The sequence below is a fragment of the Alteromonas sp. 5NW40-0090 genome (assembly GCF_057552975.1).
The window spans coordinates 94,156-115,875 of record NZ_BAAJLT010000001.1; the positions used below are offsets into that span (position 1 = coordinate 94,156).

15 protein-coding genes and 1 pseudogene are annotated in these 21,720 nt (G+C 43.6%); 9 read left to right on the plus strand and 7 right to left on the minus strand.

Annotation, left to right across the window (positions count from 1 at the left end):
• The first annotated feature begins 43 nt into the window (after positions 1–43).
• The 3 genes from AC27KT_RS00420 to AC27KT_RS00430 all read left to right on the plus strand — a co-directional run bounded on the left by AC27KT_RS00420 (position 44) and on the right by AC27KT_RS00430 (position 4,961).
• On the plus strand, positions 44–1,192 hold the full coding sequence (locus tag AC27KT_RS00420; RefSeq protein ID WP_487126469.1) for an efflux RND transporter periplasmic adaptor subunit: 1,149 nt from the start codon (positions 44–46) through the stop codon (positions 1,190–1,192).
• Positions 1,193–1,201: 9 nt separating this feature from the next.
• Positions 1,202–4,381: an efflux RND transporter permease subunit gene (locus AC27KT_RS00425; protein ID WP_487126471.1), complete on the plus strand. Its 3,180-nt coding sequence runs from the start codon at positions 1,202–1,204 to the stop codon at positions 4,379–4,381.
• A gap of 91 nt (positions 4,382–4,472) precedes the next feature.
• The gene (locus AC27KT_RS00430; RefSeq protein WP_487126473.1) at positions 4,473–4,961 is read left to right on the plus strand and encodes a GNAT family N-acetyltransferase; all 489 of its coding nucleotides are present in this window, start codon (positions 4,473–4,475) and stop codon (positions 4,959–4,961) included.
• 115 nt (positions 4,962–5,076) lie between these two features.
• On the opposite strand, the gene AC27KT_RS00435 is transcribed toward AC27KT_RS00430, so the two are convergent.
• Positions 5,077–7,182, minus strand: a complete 2,106-nt coding sequence (locus AC27KT_RS00435; RefSeq protein WP_487126475.1) for a TonB-dependent receptor — start codon at positions 7,180–7,182, stop codon at positions 5,077–5,079.
• Positions 7,183–7,893: 711 nt separating this feature from the next.
• Positions 7,894–8,514: a TetR/AcrR family transcriptional regulator gene (locus AC27KT_RS00440; RefSeq protein WP_487126477.1), complete on the minus strand. Its 621-nt coding sequence runs from the start codon at positions 8,512–8,514 to the stop codon at positions 7,894–7,896.
• 200 nt (positions 8,515–8,714) lie between these two features.
• On the opposite strand from AC27KT_RS00440, the gene AC27KT_RS00445 reads away from it, so the two are divergent.
• Together AC27KT_RS00445 and AC27KT_RS00450 are read left to right on the plus strand one after the other, a co-directional pair.
• The gene (locus AC27KT_RS00445) at positions 8,715–9,803 is read left to right on the plus strand and encodes an efflux RND transporter periplasmic adaptor subunit (RefSeq protein WP_487126479.1); all 1,089 of its coding nucleotides are present in this window, start codon (positions 8,715–8,717) and stop codon (positions 9,801–9,803) included.
• 3 nt (positions 9,804–9,806) lie between these two features.
• Positions 9,807–12,848: an efflux RND transporter permease subunit gene (locus AC27KT_RS00450; protein ID WP_487126481.1), complete on the plus strand. Its 3,042-nt coding sequence runs from the start codon at positions 9,807–9,809 to the stop codon at positions 12,846–12,848.
• A gap of 142 nt (positions 12,849–12,990) precedes the next feature.
• On the opposite strand, the gene AC27KT_RS00455 is transcribed toward AC27KT_RS00450, so the two are convergent.
• The 3 genes from AC27KT_RS00455 to AC27KT_RS00465 all read right to left on the minus strand — a co-directional run bounded on the left by AC27KT_RS00455 (position 12,991) and on the right by AC27KT_RS00465 (position 15,295).
• Positions 12,991–13,410: a CBS domain-containing protein gene (locus AC27KT_RS00455; RefSeq protein WP_487126483.1), complete on the minus strand. Its 420-nt coding sequence runs from the start codon at positions 13,408–13,410 to the stop codon at positions 12,991–12,993.
• Positions 13,411–13,616: 206 nt separating this feature from the next.
• Positions 13,617–14,114 (minus strand): M48 metallopeptidase family protein, encoded by a 498-nt coding sequence (locus AC27KT_RS00460; protein WP_487126485.1) that lies wholly within the window; start codon positions 14,112–14,114, stop codon positions 13,617–13,619.
• A gap of 188 nt (positions 14,115–14,302) precedes the next feature.
• A complete protein-coding gene (locus AC27KT_RS00465; protein ID WP_487126487.1) occupies positions 14,303–15,295 on the minus strand; it encodes a zinc-dependent alcohol dehydrogenase family protein in 993 nt (330 codons plus the stop codon).
• A 116-nt stretch (positions 15,296–15,411) separates the two neighbouring features.
• Between AC27KT_RS00465 and AC27KT_RS00470 the strand changes: the two genes are divergently transcribed.
• The 4 genes from AC27KT_RS00470 (at position 15,412) to AC27KT_RS00485 (ending at position 19,756) form a co-directional block, all read left to right on the plus strand.
• Positions 15,412–16,326 carry a LysR family transcriptional regulator gene (locus tag AC27KT_RS00470; RefSeq protein ID WP_487126489.1) on the plus strand — a complete coding sequence of 305 codons (915 nt, stop codon included), beginning with the start codon at positions 15,412–15,414 and terminating at the stop codon, positions 16,324–16,326.
• A 163-nt stretch (positions 16,327–16,489) separates the two neighbouring features.
• Positions 16,490–17,734 carry a hypothetical protein gene (locus AC27KT_RS00475; RefSeq protein ID WP_487126491.1) on the plus strand — a complete coding sequence of 415 codons (1,245 nt, stop codon included), beginning with the start codon at positions 16,490–16,492 and terminating at the stop codon, positions 17,732–17,734.
• An 11-nt stretch (positions 17,735–17,745) separates the two neighbouring features.
• On the plus strand, positions 17,746–18,189 hold the full coding sequence (locus AC27KT_RS00480; protein ID WP_487126493.1) for a hypothetical protein: 444 nt from the start codon (positions 17,746–17,748) through the stop codon (positions 18,187–18,189).
• Entirely contained in the window at positions 18,182–19,756 is a 1,575-nt protein-coding gene (locus AC27KT_RS00485) for a sensor domain-containing diguanylate cyclase (RefSeq protein ID WP_487126495.1), read from the plus strand. The genes AC27KT_RS00480 and AC27KT_RS00485 overlap by 8 nt, the downstream gene beginning before the upstream one ends.
• 253 nt (positions 19,757–20,009) lie before the next feature.
• On the opposite strand, the gene AC27KT_RS00490 is transcribed toward AC27KT_RS00485, so the two are convergent.
• Both AC27KT_RS00490 and AC27KT_RS00495 read right to left on the minus strand, forming a co-directional pair.
• On the minus strand, positions 20,010–20,618 hold the full coding sequence (locus AC27KT_RS00490; protein ID WP_487126497.1) for a cytochrome b: 609 nt from the start codon (positions 20,616–20,618) through the stop codon (positions 20,010–20,012).
• Between the two features lie 164 nt (positions 20,619–20,782).
• Positions 20,783–21,320, minus strand: a pseudogene (locus AC27KT_RS00495) (SDR family NAD(P)-dependent oxidoreductase).
• Positions 21,321–21,720 lie beyond the last annotated feature (400 nt).

Consider the following 21,720-nt stretch of genomic DNA (forward strand, 5'->3'; position numbering starts at 1 on the left):
CGCTACACTATGGTTAGTATTCGTTATAAAAGTAGATCTAGCCATGAAATGGATGAAAGTTGCATTACCTATTGGTGTCTTACTGGTAGGTTATTTAGGAATGAAAGGAATCGAAGCGTCTGCTTCTGACAGCGCTATAACAGAGGAAGTTGATACTCGCCCAACCGTCACTATTGAAGCGTTATCGCCAGAAGACGTGCGCGTACAACTCACTTCCTATGGCGAAATCATGCCTCTTGAAACCACAAATCTTGCTGCGCAAGTATCGGGTGAAGTTGAGAGATGGAACCCTAAATTTGTAAGCGGTGGTCTAATAAGACGTGGTGAAGTCCTTTTTGAAATAGAAGCCGATGCGTATGAGGCAGCGCTTCTATTGGCAGAAGCAAATTTAGCGAGTGCACAAGCTCAGTTGATTCAAGAACAAGCGCAAGCAGATGTGGCAGCAAAGGAAGCCAAAACAATGCCTAATGCGCGGGTTACCGATTTGTACCTTCGCAAACCACAAGTAATGAGCGCAAAGGCAGCGCTTAAATCTGCAGAAGCCCAACTAAAAATAGCAAAGCGTGATTTAGATAACTGTAAAGTGAAAGCACCATACGATGCTCTGATCGTATCAAGAGACATTAGCACAGGTGACTATGTTACTCAGGGTTCACCAGTCGCTGTCCTTAACAACATAGAGTATGCCGAAGTTACTTTCCCTATTGCCGGATTCGACCGCGTTTTCCTTTCAGATAGCACAATAGGAAGCGAGATTGCCATTGAAGTCGATGACATTCAGGGCGCTACGGTAAAAGGCACCATCCACAGAGATACTGGTGTTGTAGACAACACCACGCGCATGAGTTATTTCGTTGCACGCATTGAAGACCCCTATGCAATCAACTCATCAAAACCTATCGTTAAATTTGGCTCTTACAGCACGATATCATTTGAAGGTAAAACGTTAAGTGACGTGTATCGCGTACCACAAGAGTTGGTAACCAACCGCTTGCTGTGGACCCTTGACGATGAAGACAGATTGAAATCTCAGAAAGTGAAAGTGGTGCGTGAGGAAAATGGCGACTTCCTCATTCAGGGCGACTTCAATGCGAATAAAGTAGTAATGAGTCTACCTGAATACCCACAGAACGGCATGCCTGTAAAGGTTATTGAGACCACAGCTGAAATCGTGACAGCACAAGCTAACTAAGGAGCTGTCATGGAAAATCATAACGATACGCAAAGCGGCATTATTTCTTGGTTTGCAAGAAATTCTGTAGCGGCCAACCTTTTGATGTTTTTCATCATTGTCATGGGTATTGCCAGCTACTTTACTATTCAGCGGCAGATGTTTCCTAACATCGAAATTAACTACATTACTATTGAAGCAAACTACCCTGGCGCGTCTCCTCAAGAAATAGAAGAAAGTATCTTCATAAAAGTAGAAGAAGCGGTAAAAGACATTACAGAAATTAAACGTACCGTGTCCCGTGCGTTTAGAGGTGGCGGTGCCGTCACTTTAGAGATCGACACAAAAGCTGAGCTTACTGACGTGTTAGATAAGGTCAAACTTCGCGTAGACAGTATTGCCACCTTCCCTGCCGGAATGGAACCAGTAAATGTGTCGCAAGTAGAGTTTCAGCAACAAGTTATAGAAATGCCGATTGTTGGCGACTTGCCGCTGTCCGAACTTAAAGTGTTGGCAAAAGAAGTCGAAGACGAATTGCTTCAACTTGGTTCTATTTCTTTGGTGGAAGCCAACACGCCCGATGATGAAATTGCCATCGAGATCAAGCCCGATACGCTCAGAAAGTATGGTTTAACCATTGCCGATGTGACGCAGGCTATTAATAGTTATTCAGCGAATATCTCTGCAGGCCAGCTAAGAACTAATGCCGGTATCGTGTCGGTGCGGGTTGAAAACCAATACTACAGCGGTGACGAATTCAAACAAATCCCAATTAAAATTGGTGCAGGTGGCGCGAAAGTTACCCTAGGTGATGTTGCTTACATTAATGACGGGTTTGTTGAAGGTGAACGTTACTTTAAGTACAACGGCATGAACGCCATTTACATTGCCGTTAAAGCCACGAAAACCCAAAACACTATTCCTGTGGCTGAGACCGTAAAAGCCTATATAGAGCAGAAAAACGAAAACCTTCCTCAAGGCGTTAGTTTAGAAGTTTTGGTGGATATGACCTACTACCTTAACGCACGTTTAGACATGATGCTGTCAAACCTAGTACAGGGCTCAGTGCTTGTAGCGTTTATGCTAACTCTCTTCTTGCGCTTTCGATTAGCGCTATGGGTTATGGTCGGCCTACCGGTATGTTTCTTAGGCGCCATGATGTTAATGCCTGTATTTGGGGTGAGCATTAATATTCTTTCGCTCTTCGCGTTCATCATGGTACTGGGCATTGTAGTTGACGACGCCATTGTTATTGGGGAAAGTGCTTATACCGAAATTGAGAGTAAGGGCGGCGGCGTTGATAATGTGGTTCGTGGTGCTAAGCGCGTAGCAACACCCGCAACTTTTGGCGTACTCACTACCATAGCTGTGTTTGCTCCCTTTACACTGAGTAGCGGTCCTGAAGGTGCATTTTTCTATAACATCGCTGTTGTGGTTATTTTGTGTTTGGCGTTTAGCTTAATAGAGTCAAAACTCATCTTGCCTGCGCATTTAGCTCATACGAAATTCTCACCTGTACGACAAGATAGCTGGCGTGCCCGCTTCAATCGAGGCTTCTTTGCGTTTGTAAATGGCCCATATAAGCGTACCGTGACTAAAGCCATTGAGTGGCGCTGGGCAGTACTCATGATGTTCGTAGCCATGCTAATGCTTAGCATGGGGCTAATTGGGGCAAACTACGTGCGCATGGTGCCAAATCCTAAGGTACCTCATGACTTTCCAAGCGTGAGAATAGAGATGAATGAAAATGTTTCAGATCTTGCAACCATCAATGCACTCAAAATTGTTGAACAAACTATTTTAGATGTGGAAGAGCAAATCATTGATGAGTTTGGTCAAGGCATGATTCGTGATCGTCTCGCCTTCAACGAAGACAGTAATGAAGGGCGCATACTCACACCGCTGGTTAATGAGGAAGACCGCCCTATTGACACATTCGAGCTTGCACGTCGCTGGCGAGAGGCAATTCCTGAAATTAGCGGCATGAAGTCGTTTACCGTTATTGACGATGTAAACGGTGACGGTGACGATGGAGAGTTTGGCTACTTACTATTCGGGCCAGACATTAACACACTAAACGCTGCCGGCCTTAAATTCATTGAGATGCTGCAGCAGCAAGAAGGCTTGTTTGACGTTAGTTCAACCATCGACCCACCAAGTAAAGAAGTGCAAATGACGTTGCTTCCGGTTGCTTACGACTTGGGCCTGACTCTCTCTAACGTTGCCTCTCAAGTTGGCTCAGGTTTCTACGGTGGCGAAGCGCAGCGTGTCATTCGCAACGGCGAAGAAGTTAAAGTAATGGTTCGCTACCCTGAACTTACGCGGGAACGTTTTGCTGACTTGAAGTACTCTCTGATCACCACCCCTAATGGCCAAGAAGTCATGCTAGGTGACGTGGTGGCATTAGAAGAAAAGCCAGGGATTAGCTATATTCGCCGCGAGGGCGGTTACCGCAGTGTTTATATCTGGGGCAACATTGATGAAGAAAAAGTTGAACCTAATGAGGTCGTTACTGAAATACAAGACAAGCTACTGCCTCAACTCAAAGAGTCATTCCCATCGGTTATGACAGAGCTTGGCGGTGATATTGAAGAGCAGCAAGCGCAACAAAACGAGCAAATACTCTTCTTCCTTGCGGCTATGATCATGGTGTATATCCTTTTAGCTGTTCCGCTAAAAAGCTATGGGCAACCCCTTATCATTATGTCGGTTATTCCATTTAGCTTTACTGGTGCAGTGTTCGGTCACTTTGTACTAGGCTTAGACCTATCTATGATGTCTAACTTTGGCCTTATTGCAGCAGCCGGGGTTGTTATCAACGACTCGCTGGTTATGACCGATTTTGTGAATCAGCGCCGTGCCCAAGGTTACAGCATTATAGAAGCCGTCACTGAGGCCGGTACTGCGCGCTTTAGAGCGATTACGCTAACCTCAATTACTACATTTGTGGGTGTATTGCCCATTATGTTTGAGACTAGCTTGCAAGCAGCATTTGTAGTTCCCATGGCGGCCGCGCTTGGCTTTGCTGTACTCTACGCTACGCTTGTAACGCTCATATTGGTGCCATGCTTGTACCTAATACTGCTTGATTTACGCGGCCCGTTCACGTTTATCAAGCACAAGATAGTGCGTAAAAAGCCTACCAAAGGTGACGATGGCAATAATGGTTCTCATACACATCTACCTCAGCCAAGTGCATCGATGGACTAGCTTTTATCGCTAAGAAAAGCTACAAACACGTTATTGTTTTAAATGAGCCTTTGTTGGCTCATTTTTTTTAAGATTTTTGACGGGAGTCACCATGAGCAACAGCATTTCAATTAGACCTGCAACGCCCGACGATATTTCACAAATTCGCCAATTCATTCTAGAACTCGCTATTTACGAAAAAGCAGAGCACGAAGTAGAAGCTTCTGAAGATGCGCTTCTTAAGACATTATTCGACGAGGGTGCCACAGCGCACTGTGTTATTTGCGAGAATAATAACGCCCCTATTGGCTTTGCCGTTTACTTCTTTAACTATTCCACGTGGCAGGGTCGCAACGGACTTTATCTTGAAGATCTTTATGTATCGCCGAAATCTCGAGGCCTAGGAGCGGGTAAAGCACTGCTGCAACATTTAGCAAAAACAGCGGTAGAAAACGACTGCGGCCGTTTTGAGTGGAGTGTTTTAGATTGGAATAAGCCTGCTATCGATTTCTATGAATCCTTAGGCGCTAAACCAAAGAGTGAATGGCTAGGCTATCGCATGGATGGACAGACACTTATCAACTTCGCAAAGCAGAGTTAGCGCTGATTTGCTGACTTGGTGACTTAGTGACTTAGTTCAGCTTTTCTACAAAATAAAAAAGCCATTCGCTTTCACGAATGGCTTTCAAATTCTCTAAATGATCTTTCAGTTTTACTTAGAAAGAACCTATCAGTGATAAGCGTGCGTTGATTGGTGCGCCAACTGTAACCTGATGCGTAGAGTGTGCATTAGGGAAGTAAAGCGTATCAGTTAAGTTTTCTACGTTTAGCTGAAGACGTGTCTTGTCGCTAAGTGTGTAATACGCTGACGCATCAACACGGGTATAGCTAGGTAGTACAGGCGATGTAGCACTTGTCGATACTTTACTTTCGTCTTGGTATGTTGCGCCAATGCCGAAGCCAAATACTTCATTCACTTCATACGTTGTCCATACCGACATGGTATTTTCAGGTAGCTCACGAAGCTCCACACCACTTGCATTTTCGCCGTCTAGGTTACTGTAGTTTGCTGTAACGTACCACTTATCAGTGATATAACCTTGAAGCTGAAGCTCAAAACCTGATACATCTGAGTCGACTTCTACGAAGCTTTCTGCATCGTTAGGGTCGTTATCAAGTGACGTTTGCTCATTTTCAAAGATAGCAGCCGTAAAGCTCATGCTTTCACTGAAGTCCCACTTAATACCAATTTCTTGGTTAGTGAAGGTATCTGGGTCAAGCGCGTCTGCATCACCGTTGATATTCGCATACTGCTCGCCACTGCGTGGTAGGAATGACTCACTGTAGCTCGCATAAATTGAGATATTCTCTTGTGGCTTGTAAACAAGGCCCGCACGCGGCGATACTTCTTCGTCTTTTCTGCTGCGCGTTTCTGCCGCAACAACGTTAAATACTTCAATATCAAAGCTATCAAAGCGTGCACCTAGCACTAGGTCGAAGTTTTCTGATAGTGCAATTTCGTCTTGCACGTAGAACGAGTAAACATCAAGGTCTACGTGTGTATCGTCGTTTACATCACTAAAAGTCGCAGTAACTGTTTCGCCAACTGAGTTAGTACCAGTTAGCCCTCTGAAACTAAGTGGGCGAGTTACATTAAACATCTCCTGATCGTCTCGCAGCGTATCGTCAGGGTCATTAGCACCTATACGAGAATCGAATTCTGGGTTATAGCGGTCTTGATTCGACTTAGTATTAATAACCTCACCACCGAAGATAACCGTATGCTCAATGTTGCCCGTTGCGAACTCGCCTACTAAGTTTGACGACAAGATAAGGTTTTCACGCTGAGTAGTATCTACATAACCGTCAAGGGTAACTACTTCAGTGTCGGCGTCGTAAGCTGCAGCATAAAAGTTTGAGTAAACTTTATCGTAGTCACCGTAAAAGGCGTTGAAGTTACCTTTTAGATTGTCTGAAAAAGTGTGTTCTACGTTTGCACGGAAAACATCAGCGCCCAGTGTTTGATAGTTGTTATCTGGGTCACCAAACACGATTTCTTCAAACGCTTCTACTGGTTCGCCGCTTGCTGTTGGTACACCACGGTCAATGAAACGCTCATGGTCGATATATTCGTATGACACATCAACAATGGTGTCGTCGCTCACTTCAAAACGTGCAGTTGGGTTAAAGCCATAGCGATCGCCATAATAGAAGTCACGGTGGTTATCCAAGCTTTCGTACATAGCATTAATGCGGAGCGCAGATTTGTCGCCTGTATCAACGTTTGTATCTAGTTGAAGGTTGTAAGCACCAAAGGTGTTAGCAGAAACGTTATAGTTTACGAATTTGTCGCCCGTTTTCGCCTTTTTAGATACACGGTTTAAAATACCGCCGGTTCCGCCTCGGCCGAATAGCAGCGCGTTCGGGCCACGAAGAATCTCTACCTGCTCAACATTGTAAAGTGCACGGTAGTATTGAACGTCGTCACGGTTGCCGTCTATGTAAAAATCTGCAGTAGAGCGCACACCACGGAAGACTACAGAATCTCGGTGACCTTCACCTTGAGAAGTATTAACACCTGGGGTGTAGTCAATAATTTGACCAACGCTAGTAATACCGCGAGCCGTAATTTCCTCAGCGGTAATGATCGACAAGCTTTGTGGAACATCAATGATAGGTGTAGGGCTTTTAATAGAGTTCGACTGATTAACAGAAAGGTACTTACCTTCCACTGTTAGCCTCTCAATATCTTCCATATCGGCAGCAAATACAGCAGGGCTTAACATGATCGCAGTAGCAATGCTCGTAAGTTTGAATTTCAAAATTGCTCTCCAAGTGTTCTTCAAAGTGTTGTGTGTATATTTGCAACCTTGGTTCTTATTATTTGGCAATGCTTTTTTGGTCGCTAGCTTTGCCAAGCCCCTTAACTTCCCTTTCGCTTTGCAATTGCAAATAATAATAGTTGCTATTTGTGGTCAGAATAATATAGAAAAAATCACAAGATGACGAGAGCAAACCTGCAAAAATTTAAATCTCTTTATAACTTTTCTTAATTAACGACTAAAATATCGCCATTCCACACAAGAAAAGAGCAATAAACATTCAAAACCGTCGATTTTGCTAGAGAAGTTTAAAAAAGATTAATTGAAGGGAGCGTTCTGAATTTGCATTGTACTTTCAATATTTCAGCGTTACCTCCTACAAATTACTCCTCACTGGTCCCGACAACTGAACCTGATAGCAGCAAGTATTTTGTAAAAAATTTATCTTTAAGACACTTTTAAGAAGCCGCTTAACTTGCCAAGCAGATGGAACACTTCAAATATATAGACCCTGCTGAACTTATGGCGCCATGAAAGGAAGGTAACGATGAGATGGCACCTTTTAGCCTGTTGCTGCCATCAAGGTACTTGCTATAACGTTGTGAGATAGAAGCTGTTAGGCCTTTCGGAAGTAAGATAGTGAGATATGTAGGTAACACCTCAATCGCATGTTCAGAACGTGTACTGACTTAAAGGTATTTTTGATAAATACTAACAGTTCGCAGTAGCATAACGCCCCAGAATTAGCGCAACTGTATTTTGCGCTACACCTTTTTTGTCATCATCGCTCAGCGTATCTTCAATTTTAAAAAGCTGAGGCCAAAAGCACTGCCCTTTTACTAGGCTATCAATTTCATCAACAACTCGATCTAAGTCGTCAAAGGCAAGCTTCTTATCTGCTTTCGCATCTTTAAGGAAGCGATGCATTGCCGTTTCTTGAGCTTTCAACTGTGCAACTTCATCTTTGAGCTTTTCCGGCTCGTAAAAGAAATGGCCAATAGCTACCCGCGCTAGGTCTAAGTGAGATTCGCTTACCATAAACTCAATGTCCTGTAAGATAAGGTCTTCTAGTTGCTCACCTAACGGAAGCGCGCTGTTGTATGTTTTGTTTATATTAAGAATTGCGGTTTGCCACTGCTGCGTAACTAAGTGCATCACCAACTCTTCCTTGGTAGAAAAGTGGTTATACACTGTGCGTTTCGACACATTCGCCAGTTCGGCCAGCTTATCCATACTGGTACCGTTAACGCCAAACTCTTGGAACGCTTGCGTTGCCGCCTGAATAATGGCTTCGCGCTTAATGTCACTGCGCGTTCGTGTGCTGCCTACCATATCGAAGTTCTCAACATTACTTAATCCTTATCATACTTCAGCCATTTTACACCGAACAGTTTACTTTTCAATGCAACCAAATTAAAATGCACTAACCAGTTTACTTTAGATAGCAACCGCGTCTTTACATTAAACCAACCTGTTACCTAATGTTCACACTTTCATACTTCATTTACCCTGACAATGGATTACACACACCTATGTCCGTGATGCGATTTTCTCATATTCTATTTCTAAGCGTTTTATTAGCCACAACTTTAAGTGCTTGCTCTTCAGAAGAGCCTGTTGAGCAGCAATCAAATGCAACTCCTCGCTTCGTAAAGCTTGCTACAGTAAGCAATATACCTAATTTCGACGAATTCACTTTTCCCGCCGTTGTTTCTGCGGTTAAGACGGTAGATTTAAGCTTTGAAGTTTCAGGTCGCCTTATTCAAACCGACTTAGTAACAGGTAGCGATATTAAGAAAGGAAAGTTGCTGGCGACTATCGACCGTCAACCGTTTGAGCGTCGTGTTGAAGAATCGAAGACACGGCTAGACCAGGCAAAACGCGAATTAGATAGAATTGAGAAGATGTTCGCCCAAAAGTTAGTCGCACAAAGCTCGCTTGATAGTGCAAAAACATCTTACGAACTAGCGGTTATCGACTTAAAAAATGCCCAGCAGGATTTAAGCTACACACAACTTTATGCCCCTTTCAACGCAAAAGTGTCTCAACGCCTAGTTGAAAACAACAGCTTTGTTGCTGCGGGTACCCCCATTGCTCGTTTGCAAGATGTATCTAAAATTTACTTCAACATTAACGTACCCGAGCGTTTGCTCACGGCCAATATTGGCCGTGGTATCAAACAGGCAAGCGCCACATTGGCAACTAATCGCAGCCAATGGTATCCGGTGAACTACGTAGAGCACTCTACTCAACCAGACCCTGTGTCGCAAACCTACGAAGTGGTGTTTGCCATGGAGCCCCGCGAAGAACTCCCGTTAACGCCAGGAGCACGCGCAGTGGTAAAAGTAAGCCTACAAGGTAGTCTATATCCCGAAGGTTTTGTTGTGCCTGTAAGAGCACTCGTGGGTAACGAGGATTCAGGCTTTGCCGTATGGGTATACAGTGAAGAAACGAATACAGTTACCAAGCAAGCTGTAGACGTTAAGCATATTGAAAATGAGCTAGCAATTATCGAGAGTAATAGCCAAGTTGAAATCACACTTGGTCAGCAGGTGGTTGCTGCTGGGGCAACACAAATGCGTGCAGACATGAAAGTGCTTCCCTACCAAGGAGAGAAGTAGTTTATGGATATTGCACGCTATTCAATTGATAAGCCCGTCAACATTTGGCTGATGGTGGTCATCCTGCTTCTGGGCGGCATTTTAGCTATGAGCAAGATAGGCCGCTTGGAAGACCCTGCATTTACTATTAAACAAGTAAAGGTATACACCAGCTACCCTGGAGCCAGCGCTGAAAAAGTAGAGCGTGAAGTTACCGAGCGCTTAGAAATTGCCATTCAACAAATGCCGCAGTTAAAAGAAGTGACGTCAATTTCATCGCCCGGCCTTTCAGAAATTACGGTTGAGGTTAAAAGTACTTACGGCAGTAATTTATTGCCGCAGATTTGGGATGAGCTAAGAAAGCGACTTCGCGACACTGCAAGTTCACTTCCCACCGGCGCACAAGCCCCCATTGTCTTCGATGATTTTGGTGATGTGTATGGTCTTTACTATGCCTTGAGCGCACCAGATTTTGACACTCGTGAACTTCGCGAATTTGCACGCATCATCCGACGCGACTTACTTACTACAGAAGGGGTTGCCAAAGTAAATGTAACGGGTGTTCAAAAAGAGCAGATAGTGGCGTACATCAACCCCTATCAGCTGGCAGGCTTAGGCATTTCCTTCCCTGATCTCGCTGCCCTTTTTGAAGATAACTTAAGGCCCTTTAACGGTGGCCGTATTAAAGTAGACGAAAAGAATGTACGTCTAATTGTAGAGCGTGCACCAGACAGGCTTGAAGAAATCTCTAACCTTTCTGTGGTAGTCCCGGGCACTAACCGTTCACTTAGAGTCTCCGATATTGCCACATTGAAATTAGAGCCTGCGGACATACAGCCTGTTCATGTGCGCTACAACGGCGAAGAAGCGCTTACGCTTTCTGTATCGGCCTTGACCGACGTTAACATTGTTGACGTGGGCGAACGCGTTAACGCAAAAGTGGAAAAGCTACTTCAAGAGCTTCCTGTCGGTATTACGCTAACGCCAATTTATGATCAGGCTTCGGTGGTTGACGAGTCGGTAACCGGCTTTATTAATAATCTTGTCATGTCAGTCGCCGTGGTTACTCTAACCCTGTGCTTATTCATGGGATGGCGCTCGGGTGTGGTAGTTGGCTCAGTGCTGCTTGTTACCGTGCTAGGTACTATTCTTGTTATGTGGCTGATGGATATTCAGCTTCAACGGATATCTCTTGGTGCCATGGTTATCGCCATGGGCATGCTGGTAGATAACGCTATTGTAGTTGCTGAAGGCATGATGCTTCGCATGGCCACCGGCTCCACGGCTAAAGAATCAGCCAGCTTTATTGTTAAGCGCACACAGTGGCCGCTACTTGGCGCAACCGTCATCGGTATTGCTGCGTTTTCAGGCATAGGTCTTTCAAACGATGCCACCGGCGAGTTTCTTTACTCATTATTTGCCGTAGTCTTAGTTTCCCTAATGATTAGTTGGGTATTAGCAGTAACTTTAGTGCCTGTTCTCGGCGCGTATTTTTACCGCAAAGGTATAGGTCAGACTGCAGGCAACGAACTCTCAGCATCGCAGCGCTGGTTTAAAAGTGCATTACTTGGTGCACTTAGACTTCGCTGGGTAACTATTGGTGTGCTTTTTGTCATCACTATTGTGGCTTATGGAAGCTTTGGTATGGTAAAGCAAGGCTTCTTCCCACCATCAAATGCGCCGCTATTCTTTGTACATTATTGGGGACCGCAAGACAGGGACATTCGTGCCACCGAAGTGATAGCAAAAGAAGCAGAAGCGCGTATTTTAGCAATGGAAAATGTCACGGCTGTAACCTCCTTTATTGGACAGGGTGCAGATCGTTTCACCCTCACTTATGCACCTAAAAGCGCTAACGAAAACTATGCTTTTTTCATGATTCGGGCGAATGAACTGGATAACATCCCTGCTATTCAAGAGAAGCTTAGGAATAAGCTTACCGACCTAGATTTCGACGCCAACTTCTACATGGAACGAATGCAGTTTGGGCCCGGTTCTGGCGCAAAACTGGAAGCAAGGTTTTCTGGTCCAGATACTGAAAAACTTCGTGAATTAGCAGAACAAGCAAAGGCCCTGCTATTTGCTGATGGGAAAGTTAAAGATGTAAGACACAACTGGCGTGAAAAAGGCTTTGCCATCAACACGCAGTTTGATAACTACAACGCAGGTATTGCTGGCGTGTCACACAATGATTTTAGCCAAACCATACAGTATGCAAGTAGCGGGGTTCAGCTAGGTACGGTGCAAGACGGTGACTACGCTTACAATATCATCGCAAAGATGGGCAAGGCAGAGGATACCGAGCTGCAGTCAATACGCGAATCACAAGTATGGTCTACGCAGCAGCGCCAATATGTGCCTTTCACCCAAGTGTCACAAGGCTTAGAGCTAATGACCGAAGAAATGCGTATTCATCGTCGCGACCGTGTGCGCACCATTACCGTAGAAGCGGAACCAGGTGATGATGAAACTGCTGCTAAAGCCTTGGCTAGAATTCGCCCGCTTATCGAGGCCATAGAACTTCCAGCTGGATATTCATTGGAATGGGGCGGCGAATTTGAAAGCTCAACCGATGCACAAAAAGCGCTAGGTGCTGGTTTACCGGCCGGCTTTTTAGTCATGTTTATTATCTCTGTATTGCTGTTTGGTCATGCTCGCCAGCCACTGATCATTTGGCTTGTGGTACCTATGGCGGTTGTAGGTGTTGTTACAGGCCTTCTTAGTACAGATATGCCCTTTGGCTTTATGTCGCTACTCGGCTTTTTGAGCTTGTTTGGCATGCTTATAAAAAATGCAATAGTGCTTATTGAAGAAATAGACCTACAGATAGAAGAAGGACTGGCCATTCAACAAGCGATAGTCGATGCCACAATTAGCCGTGTTCGCCCGGTTTCACTGGCTGCGGTGACAACTATTTTAGGTATGGCGCCACTGCTGTTCGACGCATTCTTTGCTGACATGGCTGTGACGATTATGGGCGGATTGGCGTTCGCCACGGTACTTACGCTTATCGCTGTGCCCGTGCTTTATAGCCTTATGTTTAAAGTTAGCTACCGCAAAAGCTAAGGCTTAGAAACTAATGGTCTCTTTATCAGAATATTTATGAACGCTGGTAGAGAGGCCACGTCTTTTTAGACATATTTATACTATTAACATAAGCGTGCGGATATAAACACAAACGAGCCGATATTGATGCAAACGCGGCAAATTAGCGCTTGGCCTCTACCCTACTTTGCATAAACTTCATTACATCTCGCCACGACACCATGCCAACTGGGTGCTTATCTTTATCAATGATGGGAATGCAGGAAATTTTATGTAAATTGAACAGTTCAATGGCCGCGAATACTGAATCAGTGGGATTTAGCGTAATCACCTCGCGGGTCATTATTTGATGAGCACGTTTATCAAGCGTTGCGCGATCAAGCATTCGCTCACTTAACGTGTCGACGAAAGGACTAACTGATTTCATTAAGTCTCTATCAGATATAATGCCCTGAAGTTTATTATCGTGAACCACAACCAAATGATGAAACCCCGTTGCTGCGAATAGTTCTCTTAATGACTGCAAGCTGTCGTCCATGTGCACACTGACTACACGAGTAGACATAATATTAGCAATGCTCATCAAGTCTCCTTTTTACTTTCACTCTACTTCTTCGCATTAGCATTAGGCTCAAACGATTATAAATGGTAGCCCTAACTCAGGATATTAGCTCAGCTTTTTGACACAGTATTTTTACTCAGTATCTCAGCTCTAGGCATTAGCTTTGAAAATTATCATAGTAGTCCGACACATAACATTTTCAAATAAATACTGGCCGAGTATTGGCATCAAACATATGGGTTATCGCCCATGGCTACCGCAACGCAGAATAACCTCAAGTCTAGCTCAAGCTGATGATAATCAGGCTCCATGTAGCAACAAAGTTTATAGAAAGCTTTGTTGTGATCCTTCTCTTTAAAGTGCGCCAGCTCATGAACTACTAGTGCTTTTAACAAAGGCTCTGGTGCATAGAGCAAATCGTTGTTAATAGCTAAGTCGTGTTTGCGCGTTTTACCTTGGATACGGTAAGTATGCGTACCTAACGCATTGGTAACCATATCTCCTTGTTTCTTAAATGCTGCCCGACCAAATGGCGGCGCATTTTTTAAGTACTGCTTTTTAAAATCAGTCGCGTACTGGTAAAGCAGCTTATCTGTAGTTATATCATGGGCTTTGGGATATTTTTTCAACAAGTAACTATTTAGCCGATTGTCCGAAATTAGCTGTAGGGCTTGTTCTACAATAGTTGAAGGATAGCCATTAAAATACCGAGCATATTCGTTCACATTTATTTCTCCTTTGCAGGAAGAATTATAAAGCATTTAAACTATGTAGATAGCACTGACTTTTGTGAACCAACTCTTTTAGATAAAAGTTACAAATTAAAAAAGCCGCAGTAAAGGTTACTGCGGCGAAGGGTGTGCTAAGGGAAGCACTACGGGAAGTATGTTTACTCAAACCTCAAAGGATAAAACTAGTCTACGGTTACGACGACTTTGCCTACTGCTTTACCGCCTGCCAAACGATCGTGAGCCTGTGCGATTTGCTCAAATGTATAGTCTTCAGCATCGATAATCGGTTTAAGTGCTCCTGCATCTACAATTCTTGCCAGCTCTTTAAGAATTTCACCATGCGCTTCACGGCCCACGTTGTGGATCATAGGTAGTAACATAAACACTACATTAAGGCTTAGCCCTCTAAAGTGAACAGGCGACAAGTCGGTCTCTAACAAAGATAAAGTCGTCGAAATCTGACCATTTAATTTTGCAGCAGCGAATGAGTTTTGAAGGTTATTACCACCGACCGTATCGAAAATCACGTCAAAGCCGCTACCATCTGTGTATTTACTAACATAGTCTTCAACTGACTCACTGCGGAAATCGATGTAGGTTGCACCTAAAGATTCAATAATGTCCTTTTGCTCATCAGAGCCCCCCGTCGCAAATACGGTAGCCTTCATATGCTTGGCGAGTTGTACTGCTACATGCCCTACTCCACCTGCACCACCATGAACTAGTACTTTTTGCCCCTCACCGATAAGCGCGCGAGTTAGGCCCTCAAACGCGGTAATACCAACAAGAGGGATCGCTGCCGCTTCTTTCATAGAGAGAGACGAAGGCTTATGTGCAATAAGACGAACATCGGCCAGCATTTTCTCGGCAAGTGAACCCTGTAAATCGCCAAGACCACCGGCACAGCCGTAGACTTCATCACCTACTTTATATTCTGTTACGCCTTCACCAACAGCTTCAATAGTGCCCGCGAAGTCCATTCCCAGGACCCCATTAGGTAACTGTGGAGCAAAGGGTAAGTCAGCACCCGATTGACGAATCATCATGTCGATTGTGTTAACGCTGCTTGCTGCAATACGCACAACTACGTGACCAGCCTTTACAGAAGGCTCTGCAATATCGTTCTGTGTAAATTGTTCTGAACCGCCAAATTCGTTTATTACCATCGCTTTCATGATTAAGCTCCTTTAAAGCCTGTTGTATAGGTGCGAAATCTATAATAAACACTAGAGATGAAGATGATAATTAGGCTATAAAGGCAAACAGTTTTTAGATTTTATTGATAATCAAAATGAACATAGAACACCTTAGGCTTTTTGTGCGTATTGCGAGCACGGCCAATATTAGTTTGGCGGGGCGTGAACTCAATATTTCACCAGCTGTGGCGAGCGCGCATATTGGTAAACTGGAAGAAACGCTAGGTGTTCGGCTTATTCATCGAACCACCCGAAAAGTATCGCTTACTGATGATGGAAAGCTTTTTCTGCCCCATGCGCAAGAAGTGTTAGACAGTATTGAAACTGCACAAGCAGCCGTGGGTAGCGGCGCGTTAACGCCACAAGGTACATTACGCGTTACCGCTCCAGCGTCATTTGGTCGAATGCATTTAGTCCCTGCGATCCCTGAATTTTTAGAGCAATACCCACAGCTAAATATAGACTTTCGGTTTAGCGATAGTATTTTGGATGTGGTAGAAGGTGGCTTTGATGTTGCCATTCGCGATGCCGAATTAAAAGACAGTAATTTACACGCGAAAAAACTCGCTGATGACAAACGTATTATTGTCGCTGCCAAAAGCTATATAGATAAATACGGCGTACCTGAAACACCATCTGATTTAAAAAATCACAAAATAGTAAACCTTACCGGGCTAGAAGTGTGGGACTTTAAGGGAGCTCATGGGGTTACATCGGTAAAAACGCCTAATCACTTGCGTATGGATAATGGTGAAGCGGTACGCGATGCCTGCATTCAAGGCTGCGGTATAACCCTTACGGCTACCTGGTGCAGCTACCCTCACTTAGATAGTGGCGAATTAATTCAAATACTGAAAGATTATCCTTTAGCCACAGATTGTGCACTATGGGCGGTGTACCCTAGTAACCGTTTATTAGCGCCTAAAGTTCGCGCATTCATTGATTTCTTAGCTGAACGTTTTAGCGGCACACCTTATTGGGATGAAAAGCTAAACGGTATTGTAGTGTAAAATGGTATTAATCAAACAGGCTTCATCTTCAAGTTTATTATTTAATAAATAACGCAATTTTTCAGTTACTTCTTAGTTTCTCTACTATGCTTGTACTAAAGTAAAATTGTCATCACATCTTGTTTTAGGCAACATTGATCATAGACTTTAAATTGGGTAAAAAATGATGAAAAAGCCGTACTTGTTCTTCACGGCCATCTTCAGTTTGCTTCTGGCTAACAACACCTCAGCAGAACAAAATGAATTAGAGGTTAGCGGCTTTGGTACGCTGGCAACGGCCACCGCTGATACCAACAAGTATCAATTTCGTACCGACCGTTCACAAGCAGAATTTGCTAAAAAGGATGGCTTTGCATTTAAGCCGTTGAGTTTAATTGGAGTGCAGCTTGATTACAGTGTGACAAGCAAGCTCGACTTTGTAGGGCAATTTGTTTATCGAGAGCAGGATGAACAAAATATCGGTTCCATCACTCAAATGGCCTTTCTTCGGTACGACATCTCACCGGCGTGGCAAGTAAGAGCGGGTAGATTAGCCGCGGATATTTTCCACTTTAGTGACACTAGAGATGTTTCTATCGCTTATCCTTGGGTAAAAGTACCTACCGAAGTTTACGGTATTGTTCCAGCTCGAAGTTTCGACGGTGGCGACATAAGTTACACCACCCCCTTTAGCGACTTTAACCTGTCGATAAAAGGCTTTTGGGGTAGTGGAGAAGCCGATTTTACCAGTGGCGATTACTTCCCAATTAAATTTAACGATTTGCGCTCTATCGGCGTTGAGTTTTTAGCGTTTGATTGGAGCGTAGCCTTAAAGCACACGCAGACTGAAGCAGAGAACGACAATGCTGACTCAGCATTTGTCGCTACTTCAGTGGCACAATTACAACCTTTTTGGAGTGGTGCCAACGCATTTGCCGATTCATTAAGCTTACGAGGCGCTACCATTCAATATACGTCCGTATACTTCAATCGCTTTTTAGCCGATTGGGTACTGTCCGGAGAGCTATCTCATATAGACTCAGACTCTATCGCTCTTAGGCCCTCTTTTAACGGCTTTCTCAACGTCAGCTACCTTTATGGTGCCCACACCTTTTATGCGCTGTATTCTTTTGCAGAAACAGATCCGTACTATCTTAGTCAAGAACAGCCAGGGTTTCCAATAAACGAAAGTACCGCCGAGTTAGCTATCTTCGTAGAAGAAGTAGCAAGTACGCTTGCTCATCGCCAACAGTCACTTTCTGTAGGCTGGCGATGGGATCTGAAAGAAAATCTTGCCTTTAAAGTGCAGCTTGAGAGATCTGATATTAAAGCAAGAGGAACAGGGCTTCGCGCCAGAGATGGTCTAGTCGTTGACGATGAAGACGGGGTAGCGCATACCCTGTTCCTCGCTTTAAGCTTTAGCTTTTAAGGGGGATGAACATGAATTTGTTTAAACGCTTCCCCGTAATTATTGCCTTAGCATTTCTAACGCAAAGCTTTACATTTATGGCGCAAGCGCAAGAAAAAATTGTCGTTGTCACTAACTTTAATAACGATTTACAGGTATTGGATAAAAAAGGCTTAATCGATTTATTTATGGGTAAATACTCAGCGTTCCCAAATGGAAAAGAAGCCACGCCGATTGATATAGAACTAGATTCCGAATTGAAAAGTCAGTTTTATAAGTCTTTAGTTGGGCTTCCTCTTGCAAGGGTTAATGCCTATTGGTCGCGACTTAAATTCTCTGGCCGCGTTAAACCTCCTGCGGTGGAGCAAACCCTTGATGATATCAAGCTAAGGCTTGAAGAAGATGAATCGGCGCTAGCTTATGTATATGAGTCGACTGTGACCGACAGTATGAAGGTAGTGTATCGTTTTGATTAACATACAAGGTCTAGGGTTTCGTTTCTCGCTATTTTTAGTCGTAGCTGCAATGTTGGTAGTGCTTACTACCGCTGAATTCTTTTATCGCGTGACTTACGAAAACGAGATAAAAGAAGCTAATAGGGATATAGAAGAGCTTTATCAAACCGTAGCTGCAACCGCATCCATCGCGGCTTTTTTAGAAGATGAAGACTTAGCCAAAGAAGCCATTAATGGTTTAGTTAAAACTGACAAAATTCTAGCGGCCTCTATAAAAAGCGAGGCCCTTTACTATCAAACGAATGTGACTGAAGCTATCAATAAAAACACTGAACCCCGAGTATTTGTGGTTAGGCACCCCTTTATGCCGGAAGAGGCAGTAGCTGAAGTTAACGTTTATCCTAATTTCGAGTACATCATTAACCAAGCAGAAAAAACCAGTATCGACAACAGCTACTCACTGTACGCTGAAGCCTTGGTAGTTGGCATAGTAGCGTTGATAATCACCTACTACATTATTATTTCCCCTATGTTACGAGTAGGCCGCTCTTTACACCAAATCACGCCAGGAACATCACAGAGGATCCCAACCCCGAAATATCACTCGCGCAGTGAAATAGGTAAACTCGTTTATGACACCAACCAACTGCTAAATAAAGTTGAAGAGCAATTCACGCAGGAACGTCAGCTAAGAGAAGAAATAGAGTTTCTTGAAAAGCGATTTAGAATGCTGTTTGAGAACGCCAAAACTGCAATTGTGTTGATGGCCCAGAATGGTACTATAGCGCTACGAAACGACGCGTTTAATGATTTAGTGGAGAAGACGGAGCTTGGAATAAAGCAAGGCTATGGCGAACTGTTAGACGAACTATTCGAAACACCAGAGGCAATGAAAGCGGCACTTAAAGAAGCCTTCGCGCGGAACGAGTTTGCGACAGGAGAGTACAAGCTAAAGAGTAGTTCAAATGACAGTGCTATTTGGGTTCAACTTATTGCCAGCCCATTACTGACAGAAGAAGGTGAACGTTACTACCAGCTTACGTTAAATGATATATCGAGTCGTAGACAAGAGTTACAAAAGCTTGCCCTACAAGCAGATTTTGACGCGTTAACAGGTATCTACAATCGAAATGGCGGTGAAAAGCTCATAGCCAAACTTATGAGAAAGGAGCATCAGTTTGCGTTGGCACTGATCGACCTGAACGGATTTAAAGCGGTAAATGATATTTACGGTCACGATGCGGGTGACGAGGTTCTCATTTTTGTTGCTGAGCAATTGAAAGAAAAAATACGCAAGAACGATGTCGCTATACGTTGGGGCGGCGATGAATTTATGTTGTTACTGCAAGCTGATGATGAAGCGTCGGTTAAACGGGTTATAGAGAAAGTGAATGCTGGCGTTAAACAACCTTTTTATTTTAATAACGATAGCAAGCCGACTGTGGTTTCTATGAGCGTTGGTGTCGCCTTCTACCCTAAAACTAGTAGCAACATGCATGCATTGATAAAACTCGCTGATATTGCCATGTATAAAGCAAAACAAAATAAGATAGCCTCACCTGACGACTATCTTATCTTTGCCGACTAATTCCGGCTCGACGATGAGAATATAGAATAAAATGCTAATACTTCACTAGCATTCTACTTTCAATACTCTTACGCGTTGTAATTTTAGCGCCTTCTTCGCTCATGCCTAATGCACTGCGCGGGGGCCAACAATAAAAAAGGTAGTTTTGCGCCTTTCTAACATACAAAAGCCGAGTTATCAGATAACTCGGCTTTTTTTTCATCTTCGCGCTATTAATCGCTCAATAGTACGGCGTATCTAAGTGCGTCACACATTATTCACTAATTGTTTTACCTAACATACGTTTTAACGTACCGTCTTTATCGATAATATGGTGCTTGAGTGCGCCAGCAATGTGTAGCGATAAAGCGACAATTACGGTGTATCCTAAATAGAAGTGAATCGCTCCACCCAGCTTAGACAGCTCGTAATTGATAGGCAGCGTTTTTTCAGGGTCATCAACACTATAGTTAGGCGCAAAAACTTCTAACCCAAAAACTGATAAGCCATGCCCCCCGAGTACCGAGGCCATCAGACCTGATATAGGCATCATTAATGTTGCGATGATCAAAACCCAGTGAACGATAGATGCGAGCTTATGCTCTATCGGTTTGTAGTTAGCAGCTGCGTTCGGCCAGCCGTTCTTCATACGCCATATTATGCGGGCTAAGGCGACAAATAAGATGATAAAGCCAATGGCCTTGTGCCATGGATAAAGCGCATAAACGCCATTTTCTGACATGTAAATGCCGGTAGCGAGTAACCCGATAATGGTTAATCCCACCAGCCAGTGTAAAAATACGGTTGTCGTAGCAAATTTGTTGTGGCTATCGTACTGCATGCTTTCCTCACTTTTTTCCATGTTAAGAACTACATCATTCATCTGACGTATCTCAACATTTTATAATCCCTCACACATTGTGAGGGATTACTTACAAGTATTAAAGCAATTTGTAGGCCTACTTTTCACTAGCGAGGTGTTTCAAGTTTTTGTCTATTTAATAAAAGCATAAAATAGAGAAGCTAATTTTTCAGCGCATCAAAAGGTTAATGCGCCGCGATGATGGCGTCTAATTCGGTAATTAACATCTTAATATGAGAAGGGTCATTGGCAAACGGGTGTGGTGCTGCAAAGGTGTTGTGGTCATTATCAAAGTAATCTCCTTCTACATTGGCAAAACGTTCTGAGAAAGCGGCATCCATAAAAATTTGTGCGCCAAGCTTTAGGTCGTCCCCAGCGATACCGTAAGCACTTTTCACCATTTTGCTACCCAAAAGCGACTTCGGATTTACCGATACCATTTTAGGGCCCTTGTTTTTGTATTTACTGCCCAATTTCATGGTCCACATGGTGATCGCTAGCTTGCTTTGCGCGTTTCCTTACATCATCGAACGAAGCTAAGTCGGCTTGAATAGTATCAAACGTACTTCCTGGAAATTGAGCCTCTAGTGCACCTTTTATATTCTCAAGTTTTGCGTTGTTTCTACCGTGTAAAATTACGTTGTGCCCTTCTTTGCCCAACATCTTTACCGTCTCTAGACCAATGCCATCAGTGGCACCTGTAATCAATACTGTCTTCATTATCGCTCTCTACCCGTTAATTCTCTTAAAAAATTCTGACTCATTCTTTCTTGCAATTAATTGCCTGACATTAAGTTAGCAATAATGCCTAAACTAGATAAGCGCAGGTTTCGTTAAAGCAGCTTCAAGGTAATCTATATAATAAACAGCTTACATTTTAATCGTGTTTAAAATGCTTATATCTGCGATAGATTATTTATAAAAACCATCTAGCCAGCGGGATAAATAACACTTAGACTGCAAAGACAAAAATAAAAACGACAGGTATTGCGCCAGTGCGCTAGACACGCGGCGCTCGACATCACTTTTATGTTTTTCCAATACTCGCCAATTAATGAAAAGGTCTGGGTATTGACCAATTTTTACAAACATAAGTGATGAAGTACTTTTCATTTTAGTAACA